Source organism: Thioalkalivibrio sp. ALE19 (genome assembly GCF_000428605.1).
GTDB lineage: Bacteria > Pseudomonadota > Gammaproteobacteria > Ectothiorhodospirales > Ectothiorhodospiraceae > Thioalkalivibrio.
Map to the genome: position 1 here is coordinate 83,864 of NZ_AUAG01000003.1, position 26,822 is coordinate 110,685.

General features: G+C 68.6%; 26 protein-coding genes. 22 read left to right on the top strand and 4 right to left on the bottom strand.

Going from position 1 to position 26,822, the window contains the following annotated elements; genetic code table 11:
* Position 1: 1 nt before the first annotated feature.
* Positions 2-1,111, top strand: a complete 1,110-nt coding sequence (locus F787_RS0102375) for an RNA ligase (protein ID WP_019570571.1) — start codon at positions 2-4, stop codon at positions 1,109-1,111.
* Position 1,112: 1 nt separating this feature from the next.
* Here the strand turns inward: F787_RS0102375 and F787_RS0102380 are convergent, their stop codons facing one another.
* Entirely contained in the window at positions 1,113-1,589 is a 477-nt protein-coding gene (locus F787_RS0102380) for a YbhB/YbcL family Raf kinase inhibitor-like protein (protein ID WP_019570572.1), read from the bottom strand.
* Between the two features lie 137 nt (positions 1,590-1,726).
* Between F787_RS0102380 and F787_RS0102385 the strand changes: the two genes are divergently transcribed.
* From F787_RS0102385 to F787_RS0102400, 4 genes are all read left to right on the top strand, one after another.
* Complete coding sequence (locus F787_RS0102385; RefSeq protein ID WP_019570573.1) at positions 1,727-2,152, top strand: hypothetical protein; 426 nt, start codon at positions 1,727-1,729, stop codon at positions 2,150-2,152.
* An 88-nt stretch (positions 2,153-2,240) separates the two neighbouring features.
* Entirely contained in the window at positions 2,241-3,068 is an 828-nt protein-coding gene (locus F787_RS0102390) for a Ran-binding zinc finger domain-containing protein (RefSeq protein ID WP_019570574.1), read from the top strand.
* Positions 3,061-4,830, top strand: a complete 1,770-nt coding sequence (locus F787_RS0102395) for a hypothetical protein (protein WP_019570575.1) — start codon at positions 3,061-3,063, stop codon at positions 4,828-4,830. Before F787_RS0102390 ends, F787_RS0102395 begins: the two co-directional genes overlap by 8 nt.
* 34 nt (positions 4,831-4,864) lie before the next feature.
* Positions 4,865-5,794, top strand: coding sequence for a patatin-like phospholipase family protein (locus F787_RS0102400; protein ID WP_019570576.1), 930 nt, complete (start codon positions 4,865-4,867; stop codon positions 5,792-5,794).
* 17 nt (positions 5,795-5,811) lie between these two features.
* Here F787_RS0102400 and dcd read toward each other — a convergent pair whose 3' ends face one another.
* Positions 5,812-6,378 (bottom strand): dCTP deaminase, encoded by a 567-nt coding sequence (gene dcd, locus F787_RS0102405; RefSeq protein WP_018871181.1) that lies wholly within the window; start codon positions 6,376-6,378, stop codon positions 5,812-5,814.
* Between the two features lie 19 nt (positions 6,379-6,397).
* The gene (apbC, locus tag F787_RS0102410) at positions 6,398-7,489 is read right to left on the bottom strand and encodes an iron-sulfur cluster carrier protein ApbC (protein ID WP_018871180.1); all 1,092 of its coding nucleotides are present in this window, start codon (positions 7,487-7,489) and stop codon (positions 6,398-6,400) included.
* Between the two features lie 531 nt (positions 7,490-8,020).
* Here apbC and F787_RS0102415 point away from each other — a divergent pair.
* The 10 genes from F787_RS0102415 to F787_RS0102460 all read left to right on the top strand — a co-directional run bounded on the left by F787_RS0102415 (position 8,021) and on the right by F787_RS0102460 (position 18,629).
* Complete coding sequence (locus F787_RS0102415) at positions 8,021-9,361, top strand: hypothetical protein (RefSeq protein WP_028491200.1); 1,341 nt, start codon at positions 8,021-8,023, stop codon at positions 9,359-9,361.
* Positions 9,362-9,763: 402 nt separating this feature from the next.
* The gene (gene metG, locus F787_RS0102420) at positions 9,764-11,827 is read left to right on the top strand and encodes a methionine--tRNA ligase (RefSeq protein WP_019570578.1); all 2,064 of its coding nucleotides are present in this window, start codon (positions 9,764-9,766) and stop codon (positions 11,825-11,827) included.
* 79 nt (positions 11,828-11,906) lie between these two features.
* Positions 11,907-12,530 (top strand): methylthioribulose 1-phosphate dehydratase, encoded by a 624-nt coding sequence (mtnB, locus tag F787_RS0102425; RefSeq protein WP_019590141.1) that lies wholly within the window; start codon positions 11,907-11,909, stop codon positions 12,528-12,530.
* A complete protein-coding gene (locus F787_RS0102430) occupies positions 12,527-13,237 on the top strand; it encodes an enolase (protein WP_028491201.1) in 711 nt (236 codons plus the stop codon). The genes mtnB and F787_RS0102430 overlap by 4 nt, the downstream gene beginning before the upstream one ends.
* A gap of 104 nt (positions 13,238-13,341) precedes the next feature.
* Positions 13,342-13,920 carry an electron transport complex subunit RsxA gene (rsxA, locus tag F787_RS0102435; RefSeq protein ID WP_018871175.1) on the top strand — a complete coding sequence of 193 codons (579 nt, stop codon included), beginning with the start codon at positions 13,342-13,344 and terminating at the stop codon, positions 13,918-13,920.
* A gap of 1 nt (position 13,921) precedes the next feature.
* Positions 13,922-14,494, top strand: coding sequence for an electron transport complex subunit RsxB (gene rsxB, locus F787_RS0102440; RefSeq protein WP_028491202.1), 573 nt, complete (start codon positions 13,922-13,924; stop codon positions 14,492-14,494).
* Between the two features lie 10 nt (positions 14,495-14,504).
* The gene (rsxC, locus tag F787_RS0102445) at positions 14,505-16,199 is read left to right on the top strand and encodes an electron transport complex subunit RsxC (RefSeq protein WP_028491203.1); all 1,695 of its coding nucleotides are present in this window, start codon (positions 14,505-14,507) and stop codon (positions 16,197-16,199) included.
* Positions 16,199-17,260: an electron transport complex subunit RsxD gene (gene rsxD / locus F787_RS0102450; RefSeq protein ID WP_028491204.1), complete on the top strand. Its 1,062-nt coding sequence runs from the start codon at positions 16,199-16,201 to the stop codon at positions 17,258-17,260. Before rsxC ends, rsxD begins: the two co-directional genes overlap by 1 nt.
* On the top strand, positions 17,257-17,943 hold the full coding sequence (gene rsxG, locus F787_RS0102455; RefSeq protein WP_028491205.1) for an electron transport complex subunit RsxG: 687 nt from the start codon (positions 17,257-17,259) through the stop codon (positions 17,941-17,943). The genes rsxD and rsxG overlap by 4 nt, the downstream gene beginning before the upstream one ends.
* Complete coding sequence (locus F787_RS0102460) at positions 17,940-18,629, top strand: electron transport complex subunit E (RefSeq protein WP_019570584.1); 690 nt, start codon at positions 17,940-17,942, stop codon at positions 18,627-18,629. Before rsxG ends, F787_RS0102460 begins: the two co-directional genes overlap by 4 nt.
* Before the next feature lie 318 nt (positions 18,630-18,947).
* On the opposite strand, the gene F787_RS0102465 is transcribed toward F787_RS0102460, so the two are convergent.
* Positions 18,948-19,718 (bottom strand): HAD family hydrolase, encoded by a 771-nt coding sequence (locus F787_RS0102465; RefSeq protein ID WP_019570727.1) that lies wholly within the window; start codon positions 19,716-19,718, stop codon positions 18,948-18,950.
* Positions 19,719-19,843: 125 nt separating this feature from the next.
* On the opposite strand from F787_RS0102465, the gene dksA reads away from it, so the two are divergent.
* Genes dksA through F787_RS0102500 form a run of 7 tightly spaced genes read left to right on the top strand, consistent with a single transcriptional unit; the run spans position 19,844 to position 26,795 of the window.
* Complete coding sequence (dksA, locus tag F787_RS0102470) at positions 19,844-20,293, top strand: RNA polymerase-binding protein DksA (protein WP_018870927.1); 450 nt, start codon at positions 19,844-19,846, stop codon at positions 20,291-20,293.
* Between the two features lie 56 nt (positions 20,294-20,349).
* Positions 20,350-21,282, top strand: a complete 933-nt coding sequence (gene gluQRS / locus F787_RS0102475; RefSeq protein WP_026331445.1) for a tRNA glutamyl-Q(34) synthetase GluQRS — start codon at positions 20,350-20,352, stop codon at positions 21,280-21,282.
* Between the two features lies 1 nt (position 21,283).
* Entirely contained in the window at positions 21,284-21,454 is a 171-nt protein-coding gene (locus tag F787_RS16995; protein ID WP_018870925.1) for a hypothetical protein, read from the top strand.
* Positions 21,444-24,383, top strand: a complete 2,940-nt coding sequence (locus tag F787_RS0102485) for a sensor histidine kinase (RefSeq protein WP_019570725.1) — start codon at positions 21,444-21,446, stop codon at positions 24,381-24,383. The genes F787_RS16995 and F787_RS0102485 overlap by 11 nt, the downstream gene beginning before the upstream one ends.
* Positions 24,380-25,702 (top strand): sigma-54 dependent transcriptional regulator, encoded by a 1,323-nt coding sequence (locus F787_RS0102490; protein ID WP_019570724.1) that lies wholly within the window; start codon positions 24,380-24,382, stop codon positions 25,700-25,702. Before F787_RS0102485 ends, F787_RS0102490 begins: the two co-directional genes overlap by 4 nt.
* Positions 25,703-25,707: 5 nt before the next feature.
* Positions 25,708-26,271 (top strand): RNA 2',3'-cyclic phosphodiesterase, encoded by a 564-nt coding sequence (thpR, locus tag F787_RS0102495; protein WP_019570723.1) that lies wholly within the window; start codon positions 25,708-25,710, stop codon positions 26,269-26,271.
* Complete coding sequence (locus tag F787_RS0102500) at positions 26,268-26,795, top strand: hypothetical protein (protein WP_018870921.1); 528 nt, start codon at positions 26,268-26,270, stop codon at positions 26,793-26,795. Before thpR ends, F787_RS0102500 begins: the two co-directional genes overlap by 4 nt.
* Positions 26,796-26,822 lie beyond the last annotated feature (27 nt).

Genomic DNA, 26,822 nt, shown 5'->3' on the forward strand with positions numbered 1-26,822 from the left:
CATGGACCCGGAAACCCTCAGTGACGCCCTGGAACAGGGCCGCGCCCGCGAGCAGCAGTTCGCGGACCTGACCTCCCACCGCCTGCTGGAGAGCGTGGATGGCTTTCCGCGCGGCAGCGTGGTGCTGCCCGACGGGCGCGTGCTGCCCGGCTACCCGTCCATCGCCCGCATCCAGTCGCTGGCCGCCGGCCTGCCGCGCCAGTTCGACGGCCCGTTCCGGGCCGAGGAGAAGATCGACGGCTTCAACGTGCGCATCCTGCGCGAGGGCGACGCGATCTACGCGTTCTCGCGCGGCGGATTCGTGTGCCCGTTCGCCACCGACCGGGTGCCGGATTTCGTCGACCCGCAGGTGTTCGAGGAGGACCCGGAGCTGATCCTGTGCGCCGAGATCGCCGGCCCCGACACCCCGTACATGGAGGGCACCAGTGCTCAGGTGGAACACGACATCCAGCTGTTCGTGTTCGACATGATGCGCCGCGATCACGCGGGCTTTCTGCCGCATGCCGACAAGCAGCGCCGGATCGAGCGCCATGGTCTGCCGCAGCCGGCGCAGCACGGCGTGTTCCACCCCGACGAGCTCGAGGCCCTGCGCCACCGGATCCTGGAACTGGACGCGCGCGGCGTGGAGGGGCTGGTGCTCAAGGCCGAGGACAACGGCGTGCGCGCCAAGTACGTGACCGGCCGTTCCTGCATCAACGACATCCGTGTCTGCAGCGGGCAGCTGCTGGACCTGCCCGCGGAATACTTCACCCACCGACTGATGCGGCTTGCGGTCTTCCTGACCGAGCACGGACACACCGGCGACCCGGAGATCGAGCGCGCCCTCGGGCGCGCCTTCCTCGAAGGCATGGACGACGCGGTCGCCTCCAGCAAGCAGACCGGCCATGTCGGCCAGCACTATCGCTGCCGCTTTCGCGAGCGCGCCAACGCCCTGCGGTTCATCGAGCACATGCGCACCACCGGCGGACGCCACGTGCGCGTCGACCCCGCCAGCCCGCAGCCCGACACGGGCGAGCGGGAAGGCTACTGGCGCGTGGATCTGGAGCGTCGTTTCGACCGCATGACCGGCACCCTGGCCTCGGCCCTGCGCGGCGACTCGCAGTTCGACTGAATCAGTCGCGGGTGTAGGTGCCCACCAGCCGGTTCATGCCGATCACGTGCGGTTCGGCACGCTCCAGGAACTGTTCCAGGGTCAGCCCCGGCGGAGCCTGGAGATCGGCATCCAGCGCCAGCACCCAGAAGAAGTAGTGGTGCACGCCGTGCCCGCCGGGCGGCATGGGGCCGCCGTAACCGCTGCGGTCGAAATCGGTGTGCCCGGCGGTCCCCAGCGAGGTGCCGGCCTCCAGGTTGGTGACGTCGGGTGGCAGGTTGTACAGCACCCAGTGAACGAAACCGTAGGCGCCGGGCTTGACCAGCGGGGCATCGGGATCGTGACAGATGATCGCGAACCCGCGGGTGCCCTCGGGGGCCCCGCTCCAGGCCAGCGGCGGGGACACATCCTCGCCCTCGCCGGTGTAGCGCGCCGGGATCTTCCCGCGCGACTCGAATTCCGGGCTGATGAGCTGCATGTCGGACAGGGCAAAACCCATAAGGACCTCCTGGAACGTTGGTGTGGCCTGTAGCCATTTCACCGTAGCGACCCTGCCGGCCGGATGCCAGGGGGTGGCTCGGGCGAAACCTGTGCCTATTTGCAGCACCGGCCGGGCTGTTTGATCATGCCGGCGTGATGATCCGCTGGCTGCGCAATCCGTTCCGTCGCAGGAATCCGCTGGACACCGCCGCGCGCGCGGTGGACCGGGGGCGCGCCGGCGTGGAAACCGTGCTGGGCCTGCCGCACCGCCTGGCGGTGCCGCTGCTGCAGCGCCATTTCGGCGATGCTGCGGTGCCCTCCAGCGAGGGCTTTCGCGAACACGGCCGCGACGGTTCCTGGACGCTTCCCGCGCCCGCCCCGGAGTTCTCCGTGCGGCTGGATGCCGACTCCGAGGGACGCCTGATCCACGGCCGCATCACCGGTTCCGGCCCTTACGCCGGACTGGTGGTCTTCAGCGACTGGAGCCCGGACCACCCGGCCGCGGTCTGGCAGATCCGCATCGAGGAACCGGCCGGAGAACAGGCCACTGCGCTGCAGGATTACCTGCTTAAGGGGTCCTGAACGAGATTTGCGTCACATAATCTGGCGTGCAATAGTTCAACCTGCCTGTTCTTCTGGTATTTACCCGACCGCATTCTACGGACAGATCATGCCAGACACCCGGACCAACGTCCGCTTTGCCGGGCTCAACGACCGCGTCGACCGCGAACCGGCACTGCGTACCCTCGAACGGGCCCTGTCGATTCACACGGACCCGTCGTCCCACGGCGGGCCACCTCGGGCGCGCGCCGAGGAAATCCTGTGTGATCCCGGCGCACACATCGCGTCCTTTGCCGACCCGGCAGAGGCAAGACACCTGGTCCAGCGACTGGAACGCAACGGCATCCACTGCGATATGGCCACCGCGGAAGACAACGCGGACGGCGAGGACGAAGCCACGCCGTTGTTCGGTAGCGACGCCGGCTTCCGGGAGATGCGCCAGTGTCCGCACTGCGGCGAACGCCAGGAAGCCGAGCGACAGACCTGCGTCGCCTGCGGGCACGCGATGGACGATACCCGACCCCGGCCGGCACCACGCCGGCGCGCACCCGCCGCGGAATCACCCGCAGTACCAGCCGGAAGACCCGACGCCGACACGACGCACGAAGGGCCCGGCTACCACACGCGGCCTGTCTTGCCAGGACGAGTTTCACTGGTCTTGCTGACCGTCGCCCTGGTCGGCGGAGGCTACAGCCTCTGGGGCCCGGAACTCGCTCCCCCGGACGAAGACCCCGAGACCCCCTCATCCATCATTTCTCCGGAGTTGGCGGAGTCGGAGTCGGCCGGACCGACCTATGACCCGGAAGCCGGGGTGAACCCCTACGCCGAGCGCCTCGAGGAACTCGGGGTCGATACCGAGCAGATGCAGGATGCCGTTGGAGCAAGCGACGCCGTCCCGCAGCTGGACCGAACCATGGAGGTGGAAGAGCATGAGTGAAGCCCTCGCGGAACAGCAGAAAACCGATGACCGGCAGCGCGTATTCGCCGCGGACCGGCTGGAACTGCCCGAGGGCATCATCCGCGAGCTGATGGAGCTGGATCCCATCGCGGATCCGGACTGGAAGAAACGCCTGGAGGCCAACCTTCGTCAGCTCGGTGAAAACGAGCGAAAATACGCGTTTCATCAATACCTGGAACCCAAGGGGATCCGCTACAACGCCAAACTGAAACAGCTGGAGTACGAACCGCCTCTGACCTTCGAGCAGGCCTTCCACAATACCTCCAGCCCGGAACTGCGGGATATCGGTGCCCGCCTGAAACAGGCTCAGGAGGATATCGACAGCGCCGAGACGCCCGAGGCCTTCGCCGACCACCTGGAAGGTTCGCTGTCCCTGCTGGACGAATTCGATACCGGCGACGACCTGGCCCTGCAGAAACAGAAAAAGGCCCTGCGCGACGCCTACCTGTTCCGGTTGGTCGAGCTGACGCGCCGGGCATCGTTCACCGTGGGCCGCAACTATCGCGGGATCAGTGCCGCCAATGTGAAGCGTTACACCATCGAGGTATTCCTGAAACACCAGCTGCTCGGCTACCGGTTCCGGACTCTGCCGGTCACCACACTGGAGGAGAACGCGCACCCCTTCATCCGGGATGTCGTCGCCCCGGAGGCACGTACGCGTCAGTGCGACATCGTACGGACGGCCACCACTATCTACCTGATCGCTCCCACGGAGGGCGACCATCTCAACCCGTTCTCGGTACGCCGCTTCCTGCGCGAGGAGGTCACGGGCGACCGCTTCGTTTACTTCAACGCGGCGGTCATACCGGCGAAGACCGAGAGTCTGGACCAGGAAAATGTCCAGAAGATCGTGCAATTCACCCTGACCCGGATGGTCACGCTGCAACGCAAGCTGAGCGGCAACATCGTCGCGGCGGTGGAGGAGTTGTGGAAGGCCCAGCACGACTATCTGGCCCCGATGCTGCGCGAACCCATCGACCCGGGCACCTCGTCACTGGACCACGCCATCACGCGGCGGGTGATGCACTTCGAGAAGGCGGTAGAAAACGAGATTCTCCGGGAGATGGACCGACTGCTTCGCGAGGAGGCCAGCACGCCGGACGATTTCGACTACCTGTACATGAGCCTGCGGCGCCTGCTGATCGAACTTGCGGGCGAGGTCCGGGACTTCGGCATGGATTCGGCGGCCCGCTGGAGCCGCAAGACCGACGAGCTGGATCTCCGCGTGATCTCCATGCTGCGCCTGCTGGAGAAAATGCGCACGCATATTTTTTCGGTCGATGCCGGTGCCGACGACGCGGAGGGACGCAAGGAGCTGGAGGAATTCCAGAGCGAGTTGAACAAACTTCTCAAACATGCCGAAGACCAGGAACTGGCCCTGCGCGAACGTCTGCAGGAGGCCCAGGCCCGGGAAGAACGTTCGCGCCGCTTCTATCAGCACTGGCTGGAGACCATGCTACGGGGCTTTCGCAAGCCGGAAACCGCCGAAGAAGTTCAGGAGCGAATCCGCAAGAACCGTTTTGACTGCTATATCGAGGCGATCCGTCTGCAGAAGCGCAACCGGCGCTACTCCGTCTACCTCGAGTTCGAGGAACTGACCCCCATCAAGGAGGGCGTCCGGCACTACGCCATCCCCCGCGGACGTCAGGGAGTGAGCCAGCTACCAGCGATCCTGCGCATGTCCGAAGACATGGAGACGTTCAGCATAACCGCAGTCAAGAACGCCCTGACCCTTGGCTAGTTCCCACAGGACCGCCCCCAGAACGGTATCGCTCGTGCTCGGCAGCGGCGGCGCTCGCGGTCTCGCCGAGATCGGGGTCATCCGCTGGCTGGAAGACCATGCGAACTACGAGATCCGGACGATTGCCGGCTCCTCCATGGGGGCAGTGGTCGGCGGCATCTATGCCGCCGGACAGCTGGACACCTACGAGGAATGGGTGTGCACCCTGCGGCGTCAGGACGTCTGGCGACTGCTGGATTTCTCGTTCTCCGGAGCCGGTCTGTTCCGCGGTGAACGCCTGGTCGAAAAGCTCCGCGAGATGCTGGGCGATACCGACATCCGCAATCTGCCCATCCGCTTTACCGCGGTGGCCACGGACATCGAACGCGAGCGCGAGGTGTGGCTCAACGAGGGCGCGCTGTTCGACGCGATTCGCGCGTCCATCGCCATACCCACGGTGTTCACCCCGGTGCGCCTAAACGGGCGGCTGCTGGTGGACGGCGGCCTGCTCAACCCGGTCCCCATCGCCCCGACCCTTTACGACGACAGCGACGTCACCATCGCGGTCAGCCTCAACGGACGGGTGGACGAGCGTCTGGGTCCGAAACGCAGCTCGCCCGGGGACCATCAGGGGGATTCCGCCGCCACTCGCCTGCGCGATGGCCTGCGCAGCGCGCGCGACGTGCTGCCCGACCGCATTGGCTCCTGGCTGCAGGACTGGCAGGGGCGACTGGGACTCGGCGAGACCGACTCGCGTCTGACCGAGGAGCAAGAGGCGCGGGCGCTGGGCCTGATCGACATGGTCTCGCATTCCATCGAGGCCATGCAGGGCAGCATCGCGCGTTTCCGCGTGGCCGCCTACAACCCCGAGCACCTGATCGAGGTACCCGTGAACGCCTGCGGGGTGTTCGACTTCCACCGCGCACGGGAGATGATCGATCTGGGATACGAGCTGGCCGAGCGCCGTTTCGCGCTGCAGCGGTAAGAAAACCCCGGCCGGTCTCAGGTGCGCGGCAGCGTGACCCCGCGCTGGCCCTGGTACTTGCCTCCGCGGTCCTTGTACGAGGTTTCGCACTCCTCGTCCGACTGCAGGAACAGCATCTGCGCCACGCCTTCATTGGCATACACCTTGGCCGGCAGCGGCGTGGTGTTGGAGAACTCCAGCGTCACGTGGCCTTCCCACTCGGGTTCCAGCGGGGTCACGTTGACGATGATGCCGCAGCGGGCGTAGGTCGACTTGCCCAGGCAGATGGTCAGCACGTCGCGCGGGATGCGGAAGTACTCCACCGTGTGCGCGAGCGCGAAGGAATTGGGCGGGATGATGCAGACGTCGGCATGCACGTCGACGAAGCTGCCCTCGTCGAAGCCCTTGGGATCGACGATGCTCGAGTTGATGTTGGTGAAGATCTTGAAGTGATCCGAACAACGCACGTCGTAGCCGTAGCTGGACGTACCGTAGGAGACGATGCGCTCGTCGTCGCGATAACGGATCTGGCCGGGCTCGAAGGGATCGATCATCCCCTCGGCCTCGGCCATGCGACGGATCCAGCGGTCGGACTTGATGGTCATCCCTGATCGCCCGCCGTCATCAGTTGTTCTGGATGACGATGTTGGGGAACTTGCTGCTGTAGTCCCGCGCCTGTTCCGCCAGCCGGGCGCCGGTGCGCCGCGCGATCTCGCGGTAGATCTCGGTGATGCGACCATCGGGGTCGGCGATCACGGTCGGTTCGCCGCCATCGGCCTGCTCGCGGATGCGGATGTCCAGCGGCAGCGCGCCCAGCAGGTCCACGCCGTATTCCTCCGACATGTTCTCCGCGCCGCCCTGGCCGAAGATGTACTCCTCGTTACCGCATTTCGAACAGATGTGGATGCTCATGTTCTCGATGATCCCGAGCACCGGCACCTCGACCTTCTCGAACATTTGCAGGCCCTTGCGCGCGTCCAGCAGGGCGATGTCCTGCGGCGTGGTCACGATCACCGAGCCGGAGACCGGGATCTTCTGCGACAGCGTCAGCTGAATGTCGCCGGTGCCCGGCGGCAGGTCGATGACCAGGTAGTCCAGGTCCTTCCAGTTGGTCTCGTTGATCAGCTGTTCCAGCGCCTGGGTCACCATCGGCCCGCGCCAGATCATCGGCGTGTCCTCGTCGATCAGGAAGCCGATGGACATCGCCTGCACGCCGTGGCGCTCCAGCGGTTCCATGTGCTTGCCGTCCTTCGACTCCGGCTTGTCCTTGATCCCCAGCATGCGCGGCTGGGAGGGGCCATAAATGTCGGCGTCGAGGATGCCGACACGCGCACCCTCGGCCGCCATGCCCAGGGCCAGGTTGACCGCGGTGGTGGACTTGCCCACCCCGCCCTTGCCCGAGGCCACGGCGATGATGTTCTTGATCCCGGACATCGGCTTGAGGCTCTTCTGCACCGCGTGGGTCAGGACCTTGCAGCCGACATTCACCTCGACCGCCGCGTCCCCGGCGACGCCGCGCACCGCCTGCTCCACCGCGGCTTGCAGTTCGTCGTGGTAGCCGGAAGCGGCATAACCCAGCTCGATGTCCACCGCGACCCGCGAGCCGTCGATGCGGATATCCTTCACCTGGTTGGCGGACACCAGGTCGGTTTCGAGGTACTTGTCCTGCACCTGTTTCAGGGCGGATTCGATCTGCTCGCGCGAGAGTTCAGCCATGGTTGCCCGGTTTCCGTTGATTGGGAGTGTGATCGCGCGATTCTACTGCCCGGCGTCCGAGACGCCAATGACTGCACGCCACGGCCGACTTTCGGCGGCCCCGTTCGCGGGCTTGGAGGAGGCTTGTCAAGGCCTCGCCCCGACCGTTTGTCCGATTTGTGCACATCCGCCACGCGTGGCCATCCCGGCCGGGCAGGATAGCGAAAACAGTCGGAAAGGCACTCGACAAAACTTTTTCAAATTACTGTTTTTGAAACATTTTTAATAAACTGGTCGTTTTTTGACCAATCTGAGGCAAAGCCCCGTCTGACAAGGCCTGCGGACAAATGCCACGGGTTTTCCCACAGAGTTATCCACAGGTTCTGTGGACAGTCACGGGGCTTGACACCCGTCGCCCGACAGCCCCCGCCAATGTGACCCGGCCGACAGAACCCGCCCGCCGTGCATGCCGCGCCGTGCATCCCCCGGCCGAAGCCCGTAATGTGAAGACTTGCGCGACGCGTATCCAGCGGGAAGGGTCCGGACAAAATCATGCTCAAGGAAGTGGCGATCGGCGGTGCGGTCCTGGTGGTCGCGGGACTGGGGTATCACCAGTACGAAATCGGTCAGATCGAGCGCAGCCTCGACGAGTTCGCGGCGGAACTGCGCCCGCTGGGCGAGCTGGACTATTCCGGGGTGCGCATCGGCCTGAACGGCCACCTGCACGTCGACGGCGTGCGCTTCGACCCGCACGCCCTCCCCGGGCGGCTGCGGGCCGAGCGCATCAGCGTCGAGGCGGACGGCATCCCGGAGCTTCTGCGCCTGCGCCGCACCCTGGAGCGCGACCGCCTGCCGCGAGCCCTCGGCGCCTCCGTGCACCAGCTGCGGGTCCCCGCGACATGGTCGCGCGCCAACGCGGATGCCCCCCTGGCCCGTTTTGTCACCCGCCTGGACACCGCCGGCTGCAGTGCCCTGGCGGACGCCGGGCCCGGGCAGGTGCTTGACCGTCTTGGCATGGCGCGGGCGCCCGTGGACCTCGCGCTGTCCTATCGCATTGAAGGCAGTGGCGAGCGGCTGGAGCTGCGCGGCGCATACCAGGCCGGCGCCCTCGGCGGCTTCCACGGCCGGGTGGAGTTCGAGCCCCGCGCCGGTTCGCGCGACCTGGAACGCTTCGTCCCGGCGCTGCTGGAAGCGCCCATGCGCGAGTTCGGCCTCGAATACCGCGATGCGGGCTATTACACCTCCCTGCAGGACTTCTGCCTCCGCGAATCCGGCCTGCAGGCGGAGTCCTGGCGCGAACACCACATGGGCGAATGGCTGCAGACATGGGCCGATGCCGGATTGCAGCCGGGGCCGGCCCTGACGCGCGGCTATCGCGAATTCATCGCGCAGCCGGACTCGATCGAGCTGCAGGCGGGTCGCGTGCGCGATCCGCTGCGGCGGGCACGCGGTCTGGATTCGCCGATAGAACTCCTCGACCGCGTGGATCTGCGCCTCGCGATCAACGGCGAGCGCATCGGGCCCGTGGTCCTGCACACCGGGGATTTCGTCGGCCTGCCCGACGCGACGGAGCCGGACACGGGGGGCGACTCTCCGGACATGGAGGCAGCGCGCGACCGCGAGCCCGAGCGCGCCACCGCATCCGCACCCGATTCCGGGACTGAAACCGCGCTCGCACCGGGCGCCCCGACGGGCGGAACCCTCGCCTGGGAAGCCCTGCCGGGGCATGTCGACCGATACGCCATCGTGATTACCGAACGCGGGCACCGTCGCCCGGGCCGACTGCTGGAGGCGGGCGACGATCACCTGCGCCTGCGCCAGCGACTGCATGGCGGGTTCATCGTGATTCGGCTGCAGCGTGACGAAATCCGCGAGGTCCGTGCCGCCCGCTGACACACTGTATCCTGCGCGGTTTTGCACAGACCGGCACGCCCCGGGCAGAGTCGGCAGCCGGGCACGCATCACGGCCGGGGACGACACGCGGAAAAATTGCAAGTTTCTGTTTCGAAGGGATTTTATTCAGAGTGGTTAATATTTGCCCAATCTGATGCAAGCCACGCACTGACAAGGGTTTGGCTCGCCTGCCACGGTTTTTCCCACAGAGTTGTCCACAGGTTCTGTGGACAACGGCCGGCTTGACCGACACCGGGAAATGGATTAACCCGGCCTCCACGTCCGTTCCGGCGGCTCGACATCCCGCCGGCCACACCGGACAATATCCGTTTCCGGATCACCCGCCGGCCGCACCGTCCGTGGCCGGACACCCGCGACCCGACACCACAGATCCCGAGGCCCATGACCGACACGCCGCGCAAGATCCTCGTCACCAGTGCCCTGCCCTATGCCAACGGGCCGATCCACCTGGGCCATCTCGTGGAGTACATCCAGACCGACATCTGGGTCCGTTTCCAGCGCGCCCGCGGCCACGAGGTGGTGTACGTCTGCGCGGACGATGCCCATGGCACGCCCATCATGCTCAAGGCGCGCGCCGAGGGCATCGAACCCGAGACCCTGATCGAGCGCGTGCGCGAGGAACACGAGGCGGATTTCGCCGGCTTCCACATCGGCTTCGACCACTACCATTCCACGCATTCGGCGGAGAACCGCGAACTGGCCGGCGAGATCTACCGCGCCCTGCGCGACGCCGGGCACATCGAGACCCGCACCATCGACCAGGCCTATGACCCCGAGGCCGGGATGTTCCTGCCGGACCGCTTCGTGAAGGGCCGCTGCCCGAAATGCGGGGCCGAGGAGCAGTACGGCGACTCCTGCGAGGCCTGCGGCGCGACCTACAGCCCGATGGAGCTGCAGGAGCCGGTGTCGGCCATCAGCGGGGTCACCCCCGAGTCGCGCGAGTCGGAACACTTCTTCTTCCGCCTGGCCGACTTCGAAGCCTTCCTGCGCGAATGGACGGGCTCCGGACGCCTGCAGGACGCGATCCGCAACAAGCTGGAGGAATGGTTCGAGGCCGGGCTGAGCGACTGGGACATCTCCCGCGACGAGCCCTACTTCGGCTTCGAGATCCCCGAGGCGCCGGGCAAGTACTTCTACGTGTGGCTGGACGCCCCCATCGGCTACATGGCGAGCTTCCGCGCCTGGGCGCGCGAACACGGCGAGGACTTCGACGCCTGGTGGCGACCGGATTCCGATGCCGAGCTGTACCACTTCATCGGCAAGGACATCGCCTACTTCCATACCCTGTTCTGGCCGGCCATGCTGCACGGCGCGGGCTATCGTACGCCCTCGGCGGTGTTCTGCCACGGCTTCCTGACCGTCAACGGCGCGAAGATGTCCAAGTCGCGCGGGACCTTCATTCGCGCCCGCGACTACCTCGACCATCTGAACCCCGAGGCCCTGCGCTACTACCTCGCCGCCAAGCTGGGCGACGGGGTCGACGACCTCGACCTCAATCTCGACGACTTCATCCAGCGGGTGAACTCCGATCTGGTCGGCAAGGTGGTCAACATCGCCAGCCGCTGCGCCGGCTTCATCACCAAGCGCTTCGACGGCCAGCTGGCCGCCGAACTGCCGCGCCCCGACCTGCACCAGGCATTCGTCGACGAGGGCGAGGCGATCGCCGCGGCCTACGAAAACCGCGAATTCGCCCAGGCCATGCGCCGCATCATGGCGCTGGCCGACCAGGCCAACCAGTACATCGACGAGGCCCGGCCCTGGGTGCTGGCGAAGGAGGCGGGGCGCGAGGCCGAGGTGCAGGCCATCAACACCCAGGGGCTGGACCTGTTCCGCATCCTGATCATCTATCTCGCACCGGTGCTGCCGAAGCTGGCGAACGAAGCGGCGGCCTTCCTGCGCGAGGACGACCTCTCCTGGGCCGGACGCACCCGGGCCTTCACCGGCCGTTCGATCGACCGCTTCAAGCCGTTGATGACCCGTATCGAGGGGAGCACGGTGGAAAGCCTGCTCGAGGCATCGAAGGCGTCGCTGGGCGGCGGCGAGGCCGCGGCAGACGAGGCGGCGAGCGGGGCGGCGGCCGGGGACGCGGAACCGGACCCGGCGGTGGAACCGATCGCCGATACCATCGACTTCGACACCTTCGCACAGGTCGACCTGCGGGTCGCCCGCATCGAGGTCGCGGAACACGTGGAGGGCGCGGACAAGCTGCTGCGCCTGGAACTGAACATTGGCAGCGAACGCCGCCAGGTCTTCGCCGGCATCAAGTCGGCCTATGCCCCGGAAGACCTGGTCGGCCGCCACACCGTGATGGTCGCCAACCTTGCCCCGCGCAAGATGCGCTTCGGCGTCTCCGAGGGGATGGTGCTGGCCGCCGGACCGGGGGGCGACGAGCTGTGGATCCTGAGCCCCGACGAAGGGGCCCGGCCCGGCATGCGGGTCAAGTGATCCGCATGCCGGTGATGCGGGTCATGGATTTGCATCCGGTGCTCGCGTAAGCTGCCCGCCTTTTGCCAACAAGGGACGCATGGAAAACAGTCTCGAATTCAAGGCCCAGGTGAGCCTGCTCGCCGATGCCGGTGCCCGTCTCGCGGCCCGCGGCTGGCTGCCGGCCCGCGCCGGGCACTTTTCCGCGCGCCTGGACGACCGCCATATCGTGGTCTCCGCTCCCGGGCGTCAGAAGGACATGCTCGACGAGAACGACTTCATCATCGTCGATCTCGACGGCAATCTGCTGTCCCCGGCGGAGCGCACGCCGTCGCCGGAGACCTTTCTGCACATCATCATGTACCGCCGCGACAAGGACCTGGGCGCGGTGCTGCATACCCATTCGGCCAATGCCACGGTGCTCTCGCGCCAGCTGCCCGGCGGGCTGCATCTGAGCGACTACGAGGTCCTGCGTGAACTGCCGGTAGTGCAGCACCCCGCCGAAGGCATCGACGTACCGGTGTTCGCCAACGACCCGAACGTGCAGCAGCTGGCCGCGCAGGTCGATGACCGCATGAGCCGGCAGCCGGACCTGGCCGGCTATCTGATCGCCGGGCACGGCCTGTACACCTGGAGCCACACCGTGGAAACCGCGATCCAGCGGGTCGAGGCCTTCGAATTCATGTTCGAGTGCGAGATCCTCGCGCGCCAGCTGCACCCATGACCCCGATGCCCCGGGCAATCGTGCTCGCGTTCGAGGGCGTGCTGGCCCCGGCGGACGTCCTGGCCGACACCCTGGAACCGCGTGCCCGCGAGGAGCTGGGCCCGTTCCTGGAACAGCGCGCCGACGACCCTCTGGTGAAGCGCACCCTCGCCGACCTGCGGGCCTATGCCGGGCGCGAGCTGGACGAGGCCGAGCTGCGCGTGCGCATCGACACCTGGATGCGCGCAGGGCAGGACATCAGCCCGCTGCGCCAGCTGCAGGGCCTGATCTGGACGGAGGTGCTGGAACAGGGCGGCCTGCGCCCCGAGCTGGACGCGGATACGGTGGCGGCGCTGACGCGACTGGCACGGGCCGACATCGCGCTGTTCAGCTTTGGCGCCACGCCGGTCACCACCCAGCGCGAGTGGCTGCGGCGTGGCCCGGACCGCAACTTCGAGGCCCGCCTGGCGGGTTTCTTCGACACCCGCCTGGGCGGACGCCGCGACGCCGGCAGCTTCGGGCGCCTGGTCGCCGAGACCGGGCTGCAGGCGGACGAGGTTCTCGTGCTGTCGCCGGACCGCCGGCAGCTGGATGCCGCGCGCCAGGGCTGGCTCCGGACCGCCCGCCCGGCGCCGGAGCCCGACGCCGGGCGGGCGGATCCGGACGGGGAGCCGCACCCTGCCCTGAGCCTGAACGCCCTGGCCGAACGCTGGGGAACCGCCGCCTGACCACCTGGCCATGACCGTGGCCGGGGCAGGGTTGAGGTGCCATCCACGGGGGTCGATACTATGTTGTTGACCCTGTTACTCGGAAATTGCGGGCAGGAGCCGACTTGGAATACGTCCTGATCCTCATCAGCACGATCCTGGTGAACAACTTTGTCCTGGTGAAATTCTTGGGGCTGTGTCCGTTCATGGGGGTCTCGCGCAAGGTCGAGACGGCCACCGGCATGGGCCTGGCCACGACCTTCGTGCTGACGCTGTCGGCGGTGGCCTCCTACGTCATCAACGAATTCGTCCTCGCCCCGCTGGACCTGGAATATCTGCGCACCATCGCGTTCATCCTGGTGATCGCGGCCGTGGTCCAGTTCACCGAGCTGGTGGTGCGCAAGACCTCGCCGCTGCTGTACAACGTGCTGGGGATCTTCCTGCCGCTGATCACCACCAACTGCGCGGTGCTGGGCGTGGCCCTGCTGAACGTGCAGGAGGCGCACAACTTCGTCGAGTCGGCGCTGTACGGCTTCGGCGCGGCGGTCGGCTTCTCGCTGGTGCTGATCCTGTTCTCGGCGATCCGCGAACGCATCGCGGTGGCCGATGTGCCGGTGGCGTTTCGCGGCAGTGCGATCGCGATGATCACCGCGGGCCTGATGTCGCTGGGCTTCATGGGCTTCTCCGGGCTGGTAACCACCTGACATGGACATCCTGATCGCCATACTCGCCATCACCGCGCTGGCCGCCCTGTTCGGCCTGGTGCTCGGCTATGCCGCGCAGCGCTTCCGCGTGGAGAGCAACCCGGTGGTGGACCAGATCGACGCGCTGCTGCCGCAGACCCAGTGCGGGCAGTGCTCCTACCCCGGCTGCCGCCCCTACGCCGAGGCCATCGCCGCCGGCGAGGCCGACATCAACCGCTGCCCGCCCGGGGGACAGGCCACGGTGGAGGCCCTGGCCGATCTGCTCGACCGCGACCCCAAGGCACTGGAAGAGGAAGAACAGGAAAAGAGCGTCGCGGTGATCGACGAGAACCTGTGCATCGGCTGTACCCTGTGCATCCAGGCCTGCCCGGTGGATGCGATCGTCGGCGCGGCCAAGCAGATGCACACCGTCATCGAGGAAGAATGCACCGGCTGCGAGCTGTGCATCGAACCCTGCCCCGTGGACTGCATCTACATGGTGCCGGTGGAGACCGACATCAGCGAATGGGGCTGGTCGGAACCCGAACCCTCGCCCATCGAACGGCCGCGTGACGAACCGCGGGCCTCCGCCTGATACCGCAACCATGCAGCTGCACCGTTTTCATGGCGGCCTGAAACTGGCCGACAACACGGAAGCGAGCACCGCCGAGCCGGTGCTGACCATGGGCGTACCCGAACGCCTCACGGTCCCGCTGTGCCAGCACATCGGCGATCCCACCGAGCCCTGCGTGCAGGTCGGCGACCGCGTGACCAAGGGCCAGCGCATCGGCCAGGCCGCCGGCTACATCGCCGCACACGTGCACGCCCCCACCTCGGGCGTGGTGGAAGACATCGGCGAGCACCCGGTCCCGCACCCCTCGGGCCTGTCCGCCCCCTGCGTGGTGATCCGCGCGGATGGCCGCGACGAATGGGGCGACACCCGCATGGAGCCATGGCTGGACTGGGACACCCGCGACAGCCGCCGGCTGCGCGAGCGCATCCGCGAGGCGGGCGTGGTGGGCCTGGGCGGGGCGGCCTTCCCCACCGCGGTCAAGCTCAATCCGCGCGCCGGGCAGAACATCCACACCCTGATCGTCAACGGCGCCGAGTGCGAACCCTGGATCAGCGCCGACGACATGCTGATGCGCACCGCGCCCGAGGCGGTCTTCGAGGGCATCCGCATCGTCGCCCACCTGCTGGGCGTGGAGCGCATCCTGTTCGCAGTGGAAGACAGCATGCCGGAGGCCATGCGCGCCCTCACCGAGAATGCGCCGGCGGAACTGGCCGACCGCCTCGAGCTGGTCTCCATTCCCGCCGTCTATCCCACCGGGGGGGAGCGCCAGCTGATCCAGGTCCTGACCGGCCGCGAGGTTCCCAGCGGCGGGCTGCCCGCCGACCTGGGCATGGTCTGTCACAACCCGGGGACCTTCCGCGCGATCTGCGACGCGGTGATCCAGGGCCGGCCGCTGGTCTCGCGGCTGGTCACCGTCACCGGCCCCGGGGTGCACAGGCCGCGCAACGTCAACGCGCTGATCGGCACGCCGTTTGCCGAACTGGTGGCTGCGGCCGGCGGCTACGACGCCGAGGTCGACCGCCTGGTGATGGGCGGGCCGATGATGGGTTTCGCGGTGCACGACGACGCCCTGCCGGTGATCAAGGGCACCAACTGCCTGCTGGCCACACGCCCGCAGGACACGCCCTCCCCGGGCCCGCGCATGCCCTGCATCCGCTGCGGCGAATGCGCGGCGGTGTGCCCCGCCCGGCTGCTGCCGCAGCAGCTGTACTGGCAGGCGAAGGCCAAGGACTTCGACGCCATCCAGGATTACGGCCTGTTCGACTGCATCGAATGCGGCTGCTGCGCGCATGTCTGCCCCAGCAATATCCCGCTGGTGCAGTACTACCGCTACGCCAAGCACGAGATCTGGACCCGCGAGAAGGAGCGCCAGAAGTCGGACGTGGCGCGCGAGCGTTACGAGTTCCGTCAGGCCCGGCTGGAACGCGAGGAACGCGAAAAGGCCGAGAAACTGGCGAAGAAAAAGGCCGCGGTGAAGAACAAGGAAGGCCAGGACGACGACAAGCAGGCGGCCATCCAGGCCGCGCTGGAACGCTCGCGCGCACGCAAGGCGGCGCGCAAGGGCCAGGCGGACGCCACCGATTCTTCCGACGGTTCCACCGGGGATGCTCCCGAGGGCCACTCCGGGAACCACTCCGACACCCCCGGCGAGCCCGGCCGCTCCGAAGACACGGGTCCGGCGGACACCACGAACGCCACGGAAGACAGTCAGGAGCACGGACGCTGATGCGCTTTCGCACCGAATCCTCACCGCACATCATCCCGCGCCACTCGGTCGGCGGGGTGATGCAGCAGGTCCTGCTGGCCCTGATCCCCGGCACCCTCGCGATGACCTGGTTCTTCGGCTGGGGCGTGCTGATCAACGTCGCCCTGGCGGTCGGCTTCGCGGTGGCCCTGGAGGCGGCCATGGTGGCGCTGCGCCGGCGCCCGGTGGGGCCCACCCTGGCCGACAACTCGGCGATCGTGACCGGCTGGCTGTTCGCCCTGGCCATCCCGCCGCTGGCGCCGTTCTGGGTCACCCTGATCGGCATCGCGTTCGCCATCGTGGTCGCCAAGCACCTGTACGGCGGACTGGGCTACAACCCGTTCAATCCGGCGATGGTCGGCTATGTGGTGGTGCTGGTCTCGTTCCCGCGCGAGATGGCGCTGTGGCCGGCCCCGGAGACCCTGCCGCAGATGCCGCTGGGGCTCTGGCAGAGCGTGCAGACGGTGCTCACCGGCAGCCTGCCGGCCGGCATGGAATGGGATGCCATCACGCGCGCCACACCGCTGGACGCCCTGCGCGAGGGACTGGTGTCCGGGCGCACGGTCTCCGAAGTGACCGCCAGCCCGGTATTCGGCAGCTTTACCGAGACCGGCTGGGAATGGATCGGCAATTTCTTCCTGCTGGGCGGGCTGTACCTGCTGTTCCGCCGCGTGATCCGCTGGGAGATCCCGCTGGCGGTGATCCTCGGCGTGGCCATCCCCGCCGGGTTCTTCTGGATCCTGGATCCGGACGCCCACGCCTCGCCGGCGTTCCACGTGTTCAGCGGAGCGGTGATCCTCGGGGCGTTCTTCATCGCCACCGATCCGGTCTCGGCGGCCACCACCAAGCTGGGGCGCATCCTCTACGGCGCCGGCATCGGCCTGCTGATCTACGTGATCCGCACCTGGGGCGGCTACCCTGACGCGGTGGCCTTCGCGGTGCTGCTGATGAACATGGTCGCACCCACCCTGGACCACTTTACCCGGCCGCGCATCTACGGCCATTCGCGCGGAGGCGGGCCGCCGCCGGGGGCCGGGCCGTGACCGGGCTCAAGCCGCGCGACATCGCGATCACCACCGCGCTGCTGGCCGCCTTCGCCGGGGCCGGTACCGGTCTGGTCGCGCTGGTGCAGAGCGGCACCGAGGTGCGCATCGAGGCCAACCGGATGGAGGTCAACCGCCAGCGGATCGCCGATCTGCTGGGCGAGCTGGACTACGTCAACGAGCCGGTGACCGACACCACGACCCTCAGCCACGACGACCTCGGCGGCACGAACCTGCCGGCCTGGTTCGCGCGGGATGCGGAGGATCGCATCACGGGCGTGGTCCTCTCCGCCGTGGCACCCGACGGCTACAGCGGCGACATCCATCTGCTGGTCGGCATCGACCGCGAGGGCGAACTGCTGGGGGTGCGGGTCTCGGAACACCGCGAGACGCCGGGCCTGGGCGATGCCATCGAGGCCGGGCGCTCGGACTGGATCCACGACTTCGAGGGCCGCCGCCTGGGCGATCCGCCGGCCGACGAATGGACGGTGCGCCGCGACGGCGGCGCCTTCGACCAGTTCACCGGCGCCACCATCACCCCGCGCGCGGTGGTGCATGCGGTGCGCCGGTCCCTGGAGTACTTTGAAGCCCATCGCGAGGAACTGCTGGCGACCGAACCCGGCGAGGGAGCGGCCGTGACCGAGCCGCTCACGCCCGACGATGATCAGGAGACAACGCCATGAGCACGCCCGCCGACATCATCCGTGACGGTCTGTGGCACAACAATCCGGGCCTGGTGCAGCTGCTGGGGCTGTGCCCGCTGCTGGCGATCTCCGGCACGGTGGTCAACGCCGTGGGCCTGGGCATCGCCACCACCCTGACCCTGCTGCTCTCCAACGTGATCGTGTCGCTGATCCGCGAGCACGTGCGTTCGGAGATCCGCATCCCGGTCTACGTGCTGATCATTGCCTCCATCGTGACCGCGATCGAACTGGCCATGAACGCCTGGTTCCACGGCCTGTTCCTGATCCTCGGGATCTTCATCCCGCTGATCGTGACCAACTGCGCGATCATCGGCCGCGCCGAGGCCTTCGCCTCGCGCAATTCGGTCCCGCGCGCCGCGCTGGACGGGCTGATGATGGGGCTGGGCTTCACCGGCGTGCTGATCGCGCTGGGTGCGCTGCGCGAGCTGCTGGGTCAGGGCACGCTGTTCGCCGATTTCCACCTGCTGCTGGGCGAATGGGGGCATGCCCTGCGGATCGAGTTCTTCCCCGAGGAACACGGCTTCCTGCTGGCGCTGCTGCCACCCGGGGCCTTCCTCGCCATGGGCCTGCTGATCGCGGTGAAGAACTGGATCGATGCGGCCATGGAGAGCGAGCCCGAACCCGCCGAAGACGCCGCTGCGGAGGCCGGGCCTTCCACCGGCTAGGGCCGGATCGGCTGCGCCGGATCGGCCAGGGGGCTGGCCTCCTACGGACCGCACCCTGCCACCGGCAGGAGGCCGGCCCTCCGGCCGATGGTGCGTCCGGACAATCCCCCGCGCCGGATCGGCTCCTGCGCCGGATCGGCCAGAGGGCTGGCCTCCTACGGACCGCACCCTGCCACCGGCAGGACACCGGCCCTCCGGCCGATTGTGCGTCCGGACAATCCCCCGCGCCGGGTCGGCTCCTGCGCCGGATCGGCCAGGGGGCTGGCCTCCTACGGACGGAACCCTGCCCCCGGTGGGAGGCCGGCCCTCCGGCCGATTTCACGGCCGGGCGTGGTCGAACCAGCGGCGCAGGGTGGCGACGTCCACCACGTCGCCGGGCAGCTCGGCCCCGGCCAGTGACCGCGCCGGGGCGCCCGGTTCGCCAAAGCCGTCCAGTACCGCCAGCGCCCCGCTGAACCCCTGATCACGGGTGTAATCGTTGGTGGTGACGACCACCTCCAGCCCGGCATCACGGGCCGAGCGCACCCCGTTGTCCGAATCCTCCAGCGCCAGCGCGTCCGCGGCCGTCAGGCCCATCTCGGCCAGCGCATGGGTGTAGATGTCCGGGGCCGGCTTTTTCGCCGGCACGATGTCGCCGGCGGCGATCACCTCGAAGCGCGCCGGCCCGTCCTCGCCCAGGGTCGCGCGCAGCAGCGCGGTCACGTTCGCCGGGGTGGTGGTGGTCGCGATTGCCAGGCGCAGACCGGCCGCGGCGGCCTCGTCCAGCAGGCGCTCCACCCCGGGGCGCAGCGGGATCGCCCCGCCCTCCAGCATCGCCACGTAGTGCCGGGTCTTGGCCTCGTGCAGGGCCCGGATGCGGTCATCGATGCCCGGTTCCTCCAGCACCCGGGGGTGGTCTTCCGTCAGGTACTGGCGGATGCGTTCCTTGCCGCCGGTCACGCGCAGCAGCTCGCCATAGCGCTCCACGCTCCACTCCCAGTCCAGACCGGCCGCGGCAAAGGCCCGGTTGAAGGCTACCCGGTGGCCGTCGCGCTCGGTGTCGGCCAGGGTGCCGTCGACGTCGAAGATCAAAGCCTGCAGGGATGCCATGAAAAAACCGCCTCCGCACGTGAATCAGAACATGTTAATGGGATGAAACGATGGCACACCACTTGCTCGTGCCCCCCTTCTCTGGTACTAAGTGCGCCTTCATTTCGAGCCGGAGAACACCCAGCATGGCTGAAGACGCCAACGCCAAGCCGTCCACGAAACACATGGTCGCCGGAGGCATCGCGCCCTACGAGCCGAAGCCGGACGAAGAGTACATGAATCCGGACCAGCTCGAGCATTTCCGCCAGCTTCTGGAGGCCTGGCGCGAAGAGCTCGCGCAGGAAGTGGATCGCACGGTGGGCCACATGCGCCAGGACGCGGCCAACTTCGCCGATCCGGCGGACCGCGCCACCCAGGAAGAAGAGTTCGGTCTCGAACTGCGCGAACGCGATCGCGAACGCAAGCTGAGCAAGAAGATCGACGAGGCCCTGCGCTCGATCGAAAGCGGCGATTACGGCTACTGCGAGGCCTGCGGCGTGGAGATCGGTATCCGTCGGCTGGAGGCCCGCCCCACGGCCACGCTGTGCATCGACTGCAAGCAGCTCGCCGAGATCAAGGAAAAGCAGATGGCGTGACGGGTCCCGGTGCGACCCGCACCGGGTCGCACCCCCCGTCCCCCTGCCCGCCCGGCATGTCATCCGCGCCCGACCGCCCGTACGTCGGCCGCTTCGCGCCCACGCCCTCGGGCCCCCTGCATGCCGGATCCGTACTCGCCGCCGTAATCTCCTGGCTGGATGCCCGCGCCGCGCGCGGGCGCTGGCACCTGCGCATCGATGACATCGACCTCCCGCGCGTCCGGGCCGGTGCCGAGGATGCGATCCTCGCCACTCTCGACGTCCTCGGCCTGGGCTGGGACGGTCCCCTCACCCGCCAGTCGAACCGGGACGAGGTCTACGCTGCAGCCGTCGACCACCTGCTGCAATCCGGCCATGCCTTTGCCTGCGCCTGCACCCGGCGCGAGATCCGGACCGCCGGCGTCGCCGGCTGGGAAGGCCCGGTCTATCCGGGCACCTGCCGCCCGGGCCTGCCCGCCGGGCGCGAGGGCCGCACGGTCCGTGCCCACGCTGCGACCCGTTACTGGACCGTGGAGGACCGCTTCCAGGGCCCCCTGTGCCTGGATCTGGAGGCCCTGGGCGGCGATTTCGTGATCCGCCGCGCCGGGGGGCTGCATGCCTATCAGCTGGCGACCGTGATCGACGATCACGAACTGGGCGTGACCGACGTGGTGCGCGGCGTCGACCTTCTGGGGTCCACCGCACGCCAGCTGCAGCTGTATGCGGCGCTGGGGCTGGCCCCGCCGGAGCATGCCCACCACCCGGTGCTGGTGGGCGGCGACGGCGACAAGCTCTCCAAGCATACCGGCGCCGCCGGGGTGCATGGCGATGCGGCCCGCCGGATACTGGCGCGGATCCTGGAGATCATCGAGCTGACGCCCTCGGATCCGCTGTACCCCGATGCCCCGGAGGTCCAGCTGCAGGAGGCCCTGGACCGCCTCGCGCGGCGTGCGCTGACCCGGCGCCTGCCGCCTGCCAGCCACCTGCCCTGGCCCGACGGAGAAGCCTGACATGGACACCTCGCACGGCGTCCTGATCACGCTGCTGGGCGTGCTGCTGTTCCTCGGCCCGCCGGTGCTGTGGCTGGCCGGAGCCGCGCCGGCCTGGTGGTGGCCCTTCGCGATCTGGGCGGGTTTTGTCGGAGTGGTGGCACTGGCCACCGGGCGGCGGCGTGACCCTTAGTCTGGGCCTGATCTATGCGGTGGGCGTGGCCTACCTGGCGATCCTGTTCGGGATCGCCTTTGTCGCCGACCGCAGCACCCGGGTCGGCCGACTGGCCGCCAGTCCTTGGGTGTTCAGCCTGTCGCTGGGGGTGTACGCGACCTCCTGGACGTTCTACGGCAACATCGGCTTTCTCGCCGAACAGGGCTATCTGTACCTGACCATCTATCTCGGGGTGACCCTGGCCTTTGCCGCCACCCCGTGGCTGTTGCGGCCGCTGCTGCGCCTGACCCGCGAGCAGCAGCTCACCTCGCTGGCGGACCTGTTCGCGTTCCGCTACCGCAGCCGTCTGACCGGCCCCGTGGTCGCGCTGTTCATGCTCGCCGGGGTGCTCCCGTACATCGCCCTGCAGATCAAGGCTGTCACCGAATCCGCCGCGGTGCTGACGGCCGAGACCCCGCCGCACCTGCTGGCGCTGGCGTTCTCGCTCACCATCGCCGCGTTCGCGATCCTGTTCGGAGCCCGCCACATCGCCCCGCGCGAGAAGCACGCCGGGCTGGTGCTGGCGATCGCCTTCGAGTCGGTGATCAAACTGATCGCGATCCTGGTCATCGCCGCGGTCGCGCTGTTCGCGGTGTTCGGCGGGCCGGCCGGTCTGAACGCATGGCTGGACGCCAACCCCGGGGCCACCGAGGCACTCTACGCCCCGGTGCGCGAAGGCGGCTGGTTCGCGATGATGGTGCTGGCCTTCGCCGCCGCGTTCCTGCTGCCGCGCCAGTTCCACATGCTGTTCACCGAGAACATCGATCCGCGCGCCCTGAACCGTGCGGCGTGGGCGTTCCCGGCCTTCCTGCTGCTGCTGAACCTGCCGATGCCCGTGCTCTACTGGGCCGGGGAGGCGGCCGGGCTCGCGATCGACCCCAACTACTACGCCATCGGCATCGCCGGGTGGCTGGATTCGGCCACGCTGGCGCTGCTGGTGTTCATCGGCGGGGTCTCGGCGGCCAGCGCGATGATGATCGTGACCACCCTGGCCCTGGCGCACATGGGCACCAATTACCTCACCCCGATCGGCCGGCTGCAGGAAGACGACGCGCCCGGCAGCAACCTGTACCGCCGTCTGCTGTGGGCCCGCCGTACCTGGGTGGTACTGATCATCGGTCTGGGCTACGCCTTCTACGGCGTGCTGCAGGTGGTCGAAGGGCTGGCCGAACTGGGCCTGATCTCGTTCGCGGCCGTGGCCCAGCTGCTGCCTGGGCTGGCCGGGCTGCTGTTCTGGAACCGCGCCACCCGCATCGGCTTCCTCGCCGGCCTCGGTGCCGGCATCCTCGGCTGGCTGTTCACCCTGGTCCTGCCACTGCTGGACACCGCCGGCATCCTGCCCGGGCTGCCGGACCCGCGGGACTGGCTGCAAGCCGGCCATCTCGATCCCTGGACGTTCGCCCTGACCCTCAGCCTGGGACTCAACGCGCTGCTGTTCGTGGCGGTATCCCTGCTGACCCGGCCCAATGCGGAGGAGCGCGAGGCCGGCCGTGCCTGCTGCCCGGGCGACGCCGCCGCGGGCACCGCCGGCGGGCTGCCGCTGGCCGGTGACGTGGGCGAGATGGAGACCGCGCTGGGGGCGACCCTGGGTCCGGGACCGGCGCGCCACGAGGTTCAGCGGGCGCTGGACGAACTGGGCCTGCCGCGCCACACCCGTTCGCGCAGTGACCTGCGGCGCCTGCGCGAACGCATCGAGCGCAACCTTTCCGGGCTGCTGGGACCGGTGCTGGCACGCATGATCGTCGACCAGCACCTGCGCCTGGACGCCGCCGGCCGCCACACCCTGGGCGAGAGTCTGCGCCGGGTGGAGGAACAGCTGGAGACGCGCGCCCTGCCGCTGTCCGGGCTGGCCGCCGAACTGGATGCCCTGCGCCGTTTTCACCGCCAGATCCTGCACGAACTGCCGCTGGGCGTGGCCAGCCTGACCGCCAGCGGCGAGATCACCGGCTGGAACCAGGCCCTCGGCCAGCTCACCGGCATCCCGCCGGACACCGCCACCGGGCAGCCACTGGACAGCCTGCCGCGGCCCTGGCGGGGGCTGCTGACGGCGTTCATCGAGAGTCCCGACCCGCAGTGGTACAAACTGCACCTGGAACTGGAGGACGGCGGGCGCCGCCTGAACCTGCACAAGTCCGACCTGCTGGATTCGGACGGGCGGCGCGAGGGCCGCATCATCCTGATCGAGGATGTCACCGACCGCGCCCAGCTGGAGGCGGAGATCGCCCACAGCGACCGCCTGGCCTCCATCGGCCGTTTCGCCGCCGGGGTCGCGCACGAGATCGGCAATCCGCTGACCGGCATCGCCTCGCTCGCGCAGACCCTGCCGCTGGAGGACGACCCCGACGAGATCCGTGCGATCGCCGACGACGTACTGGCGCAGACCCGACGCATCAACGACATCGTGCAGTCGCTGATCACCTTTGCCCATGCCGAGGAACCGGCCGGCAGCCGGTTCGAAGACCTCGACCCCGGGGAACTGATCCACGAGGCCATCCGCCTGACCCGGCTGGCCGGCCGCAAGGACCTGCACTTCGTCACCTTCGGCCTGGACGCCCCGGGGCTGCAGGTCCGCGGGGCCCGCGGGCCCTTGCTGCAGGTCTTCATCAACCTGCTGACCAACGCCGAACAGGCCTCCCCCGAGGGGGCCACGGTGCGCGTGGGCGCGGAACGCCGAGACGGCCGCATCCGGGTCGCGGTGGAGGACGAAGGCGCGGGCATCGAGCCCGACAGCCTCGACCGGCTGTTCGAGCCCTTCTTCACCACCAAGCCCACCGGCCAGGGCACCGGCCTGGGCCTGCCGGTGGCCTACTCCATCGTGCAGGATCACGGTGGTACCCTGACCGCCAGCAACCGCCCCGAGGGCGGCGCCCGCTTCCTGCTCACGCTCCCCGGAGGAGATCCGTCATGACGCGCATCCTGCTGGTGGACGACGAGGCCCCGATCCGACGCGCGGTGAGCCGCTATCTGGTCCACCACGGCCTGACGGTGGACACCGCGGAGGATCTCGCCCGGGCGCGCGGGCAGCTGGCGCGCGGCGAGCCGGACCTGCTGCTGGCCGACCTGCGCCTGCCCGACGGCGAAGGCACGCAGCTGCTGGGCGAGACCCGCGCGCCGGTGGTGATCATGACCAGCTACGCCTCGGTGCCGTCGGCGGTGGAGGCGATGAAAAACGGCGCCGCGGACTACATCGCCAAGCCGTTCGACCACGACGCCCTGCTGCTGACGCTGCGGGCCACCCTGCGCCGACGCGCCGGCGCGCAGCCCGATGCGGACGCGGAGCGGGACACGAGCAGCGACGACCTGGGCCTCAAGGGCGACAGCCCCGGTATCCGCCACCTGCGCGAACAGATCCGCCGCATCGGACAGACCGAATCCACCGTGCTGCTGCGCGGGGAATCCGGCACCGGCAAGGAACTGGCCGCGCGGGCACTGCACCGTCTGGGGCCGCGGGCCGACGGTCCCTTCGTCGCGGTCAACTGCGCCACCATCCCCGAGGGCCTGGTGGAGGCGGAGCTGTTCGGCCACGCCCAGGGGGCCTACACCGGGGCCGTACAGGCCCGCACCGGCCTGATCGCGAGTGCCCACGGCGGCACGCTGTTCCTTGACGAGATCGGCGAGCTCGCCCCGGCCGCCCAGGCCCGTCTGCTGCGCTTTCTGCAGGATGGCGAGATCCGGCCGGTGGGATCCAGCGAGGCCCGGCAGGTGGATGTCCGGCTGCTGGCGGCTACCCATCGTGACCTCGAGCGCATGATCGCCGACGGCGGCTTCCGCGCCGATCTGTATTACCGCCTGCGGGTGCTGGAACTGGCGATCCCGCCCCTGCGCGAACGACCGGAGGACATCGAAGTCCTGGCCCGGCATTTCCTCGCCGAACGCAGCTCCGCCGGCGGCCCGGCGGAGCTGACACCGGCGGCCCTGGAACTCCTGCGCCGTCACGACTGGCCCGGCAACGTGCGCGAGCTGGCCAACGCGCTGGAGCGCGGCGCGGTGCTGGCCCCGGACGGACGTATCGAGCCCGCGCACCTCGGCCTCGAGGCCAGCACGCCACCCGCCAGCGGTCCCGCACCCCCGGAGGCCCCGGCAAACACCAGCCTCAACGACTACTTCCGCCAGTTCGTGCTGGAGCATCAGACGCGCATGAACGAGACCGAACTCGCCCGTGCCCTGGGCATCAGCCGCAAGACCCTGTGGGAACGCCGCCAGCGCGAGAACCTGCCGCGCCCGTGAACGCCATGACTGCCACACCCGCCGAACGCCGGGTCTTCTTCGCCCTGTGGCCGGACCCGGCCACCCGCGATGCCCTGCACGCGCTGGCCCGGGAACTGCCGGGCCCGGGGCGTCCGGTACCGCACGCCCACCTGCATCTGACCCTGGCGTTTGCCGGCACCGTGGGTGCGCCGGTCGCCGAGGCCCTGGCGCAGGCCCTGCCGGCGTTCCCGGAACATGCCGTGGACCTGCACCTGGACCGCTACGGGCATTTCCCCGGTCCCCGCGTCAGCTGGATCGGACCGTCATCCACCCCGCCGGGGCTGGAAGCCCTTGCCAGCGCCGCAACCCGGGCCTGCCGCGCCGCCGGGGTCCGGCTCGAAGAGCGCCCGTTCCGCCCGCACGTAACCCTGCGCCGCCACGCGCCGACGCCGCCCGAAGTCGAGGCACCGCCCGTCCCCGTGGTCTGGCATGCGAACCATCTGGTGCTGATCGAATCCGGTCGTGACGGCCACCCCGGCCCCTATCGCCTGCTGGCGGAGCGTCACCTGCTATCCTCAAGTAACCCATCTGACGGAGGCGACCGATGACACTCGACCATTCCCCGATCTCCGGCCCGATCTCCGGCCTGTCCCGCGGTCTGGCGCTCCTGCTCCTTCTGGCCCTGGCGCTGCCCGCACTGGCGGACAAGCCGGGCGATGCCCGCGCCATCGACGGCCTCGAGGAAGGACGCATCCTCTGGGACGTGACCCTGGGCGACCCCGAACGCCTGATCGCGCGGCTGGACGTGATTCTCGAGACCCGCGAGGACATGCAGCGCCAGGGCCTGGAACCGCACATGATCTTCGCCTTCCGTGGCGGGGCGGCCGGTCTGGTCGCGGACTCCACCGATCACCTCGACCTCGCCGACGCCGACGCGGTCGAACGCCTGCACGACCGTCTGCGGGATCTGCAGGGTCTCGACAACGTGCACATGGAGGCCTGCAGCATCGCCACCCGGCGCTTCGATCTCGGGCAACAGGACCTGCTGTCCGGCATCGAGCTGGTCGGCAACACCTTCCTGTCCATCATGGGTTACGAGCGGCAGGGGTACAGCACCATCCGCATCGACTGACACCACCCCGCCCAACCCTGGTGCTCC

Bases quoted from the DNA above. Each gene is read 5' to 3' on its own strand.
- F787_RS0102380 (WP_019570572.1), bottom strand. From the start codon at position 1,589: ATGGGTTTTGCCCTGTCCGACATGCAGCTCATCAGCCCGGAATTCGAG.
- F787_RS0102500 (WP_018870921.1), top strand. From the start codon at position 26,268: ATGACACTCGACCATTCCCCGATCTCCGGCCCGATCTCCGGCCTGTCC.
- gluQRS (WP_026331445.1), top strand. From the start codon at position 20,350: ATGTCATCCGCGCCCGACCGCCCGTACGTCGGCCGCTTCGCGCCCACG.
- rsxB (WP_028491202.1), top strand. From the start codon at position 13,922: ATGGACATCCTGATCGCCATACTCGCCATCACCGCGCTGGCCGCCCTG.
- F787_RS0102490 (WP_019570724.1), top strand. From the start codon at position 24,380: ATGACGCGCATCCTGCTGGTGGACGACGAGGCCCCGATCCGACGCGCG.
- F787_RS0102460 (WP_019570584.1), top strand. From the start codon at position 17,940: ATGAGCACGCCCGCCGACATCATCCGTGACGGTCTGTGGCACAACAAT.
- F787_RS0102385 (WP_019570573.1), top strand. From the start codon at position 1,727: ATGATCCGCTGGCTGCGCAATCCGTTCCGTCGCAGGAATCCGCTGGAC.
- apbC (WP_018871180.1), bottom strand. From the start codon at position 7,489: ATGGCTGAACTCTCGCGCGAGCAGATCGAATCCGCCCTGAAACAGGTG.
- rsxC (WP_028491203.1), top strand. From the start codon at position 14,505: ATGCAGCTGCACCGTTTTCATGGCGGCCTGAAACTGGCCGACAACACG.
- mtnB (WP_019590141.1), top strand. From the start codon at position 11,907: ATGGAAAACAGTCTCGAATTCAAGGCCCAGGTGAGCCTGCTCGCCGAT.
- F787_RS16995 (WP_018870925.1), top strand. From the start codon at position 21,284: ATGGACACCTCGCACGGCGTCCTGATCACGCTGCTGGGCGTGCTGCTG.
- F787_RS0102390 (WP_019570574.1), top strand. From the start codon at position 2,241: ATGCCAGACACCCGGACCAACGTCCGCTTTGCCGGGCTCAACGACCGC.
- rsxD (WP_028491204.1), top strand. From the start codon at position 16,199: ATGCGCTTTCGCACCGAATCCTCACCGCACATCATCCCGCGCCACTCG.
- F787_RS0102415 (WP_028491200.1), top strand. From the start codon at position 8,021: ATGCTCAAGGAAGTGGCGATCGGCGGTGCGGTCCTGGTGGTCGCGGGA.
- dcd (WP_018871181.1), bottom strand. From the start codon at position 6,378: ATGACCATCAAGTCCGACCGCTGGATCCGTCGCATGGCCGAGGCCGAG.
- dksA (WP_018870927.1), top strand. From the start codon at position 19,844: ATGGCTGAAGACGCCAACGCCAAGCCGTCCACGAAACACATGGTCGCC.
- metG (WP_019570578.1), top strand. From the start codon at position 9,764: ATGACCGACACGCCGCGCAAGATCCTCGTCACCAGTGCCCTGCCCTAT.
- F787_RS0102395 (WP_019570575.1), top strand. From the start codon at position 3,061: ATGAGTGAAGCCCTCGCGGAACAGCAGAAAACCGATGACCGGCAGCGC.
- F787_RS0102465 (WP_019570727.1), bottom strand. From the start codon at position 19,718: ATGGCATCCCTGCAGGCTTTGATCTTCGACGTCGACGGCACCCTGGCC.
- F787_RS0102430 (WP_028491201.1), top strand. From the start codon at position 12,527: ATGACCCCGATGCCCCGGGCAATCGTGCTCGCGTTCGAGGGCGTGCTG.
- F787_RS0102375 (WP_019570571.1), top strand. From the start codon at position 2: ATGGACCCGGAAACCCTCAGTGACGCCCTGGAACAGGGCCGCGCCCGC.
- thpR (WP_019570723.1), top strand. From the start codon at position 25,708: ATGACTGCCACACCCGCCGAACGCCGGGTCTTCTTCGCCCTGTGGCCG.